The 1854-nt window shown below is 66.2% G+C and carries 1 protein-coding gene; it reads left to right on the top strand.

The annotated features are described in order from the left end of the window. On the top strand, positions 1-1854 hold a 1854-nt coding region (acs, locus tag AB4Z47_RS30570), incomplete at both ends, for an acetate--CoA ligase (RefSeq protein WP_441956171.1).

The following is a 1854-nucleotide window of genomic DNA, read 5'->3' as shown; positions in this document are numbered from 1 at the left end:
TTCTGGGGCGAGCAGGCCGATCGGCTGCACTGGTATCGATCGTTCGACCAGGTGCTGGACTGGAGTGCCGCGCCGGTGGCGAGGTGGTTCGTCGGTGGCACGCTCAACGTCGCCTACAACTGCGTGGACCGGCACGTCCTGGACGGACACGGTGACCAGGTCGCCATCCACTGGGAGGGCGAACCCGGCGATTCCCGCACCATCACCTACGCGCAGCTGTGCGATGAAGTGTGTCGGGCGGCCAACTTTCTGACCGAGCTCGGGTTGCGTGCGGGCGACCGGGTAGCCATCTACATGCCGATGGTGCCCGAGGCCATCGTCTCGATGCTCGCCTGCGCGCGCCTGGGTCTGACCCACTCGGTCGTGTTCGCCGGATTCTCCCCCACCGCCCTGCGGCAGCGGGTCGAGGACGCCAGCGCCCGGCTGATCATCACCACCGACGGACAGTGGCGCCGCGGCAAACCCGCACCGCTGAAGGAGGCCGTCGACGAAGCGCTGTACGCCCACGGCGATGCGCCGTCCAGCGTCGAGCATGTGCTCGTGGTGCGCCGCACCGGTATCGAAGTGCCCTGGACCGAGGGCCGCGACCTGTGGTGGCACGACACCGTCACCGACGCGTCCCCGCAGCACCAGGCGCAGCCCTTCGACGCCGAGCACCCCTTGTTCATCCTCTACACCTCCGGCACCACCGGGAAACCCAAAGGCATCCTGCACACCACCGGTGGTTACCTCACCCAAACCTCCTACACCCACCACACCGTCTTCGACCACAAACCCGGACAAGACATCTACTGGTGCACCGCCGACATCGGTTGGGTCACCGGACACAGCTACATCGTCTACGGGCCACTCGCCAACCGCGCCACCCAGGTCGTCTACGAAGGCACCCCCAACTCGCCCAACGAACACCGGCACTTCGAAATCATCGAAAAATACGGTGTCACCATCTACTACACCGCMCCGACCCTGGTACGCACCTTCATGAAATGGGGACGAGAAATTCCCGCCGCCCATGACCTGTCGTCGCTGCGGCTGCTCGGATCGGTCGGCGAACCGATCAACCCCGAAGCCTGGCGCTGGTACCGCGAGGTGATCGGCGGCAACCGCACCCCGATCGTGGACACCTGGTGGCAAACCGAAACCGGCGCCATCATGATCTCCCCGCTACCCGGCGTCACCGCCACCAAACCCGGCGCCGCGATGACCCCGCTCCCCGGCATCTCCGCGCAGGTGGTCGACGAGGACGGCAACCCGCTACACCAACCCCAGACCGATCCCGAGACCGAGACCGCGGACCGCTCCGCGGTCGTGGGTTACCTCGTGCTCGACCAACCATGGCCGTCCATGCTGCGCGGTATCTGGGGCGACGCGGAACGCTTCCGCGAAACCTACTGGGCGCGCTTCGCCGAACAAGGCTGGTACTTCGCCGGCGACGGCGCCACCCTCGACACCGACGGCGACCTGTGGGTACTCGGCCGCGTCGACGACGTCATGAACGTCTCCGGCCACCGCATCTCCACCGCCGAAGTCGAATCCGCCCTCGTCGGACACAGCGGCGTCGCCGAAGCCGCCGTCGTCGGCGCCAGCGACGCCACCACAGGCCAAGGCATCGTCGCCTTCGTCATCCTCACCGCCGACACCGAAAACACCGGAACCGAACTGGTCGACGAACTCAAAGCCGAAGTATCCAAAGAAATCAGCCCGATCGCACGCCCCAGACAGATCCACGTCGTACCGGAACTACCCAAAACCCGCAGCGGCAAGATCATGCGCCGCCTGCTACGCGACATCGCCGAAGGACGCGAACTCGGCGACACCTCCACCCTGGTCGACCCGAGCGTCTTCGAAGCGATC

It is taken from the genome of Nocardia sp. 2TAF39, assembly GCF_052114905.1.
Taxonomy (GTDB): Bacteria; Actinomycetota; Actinomycetes; order Mycobacteriales; family Mycobacteriaceae; genus Nocardia.
The sequence above is the reverse complement of the archived record's forward strand: the minus strand, read 5'-3'. Positions and strand labels throughout refer to the sequence as shown.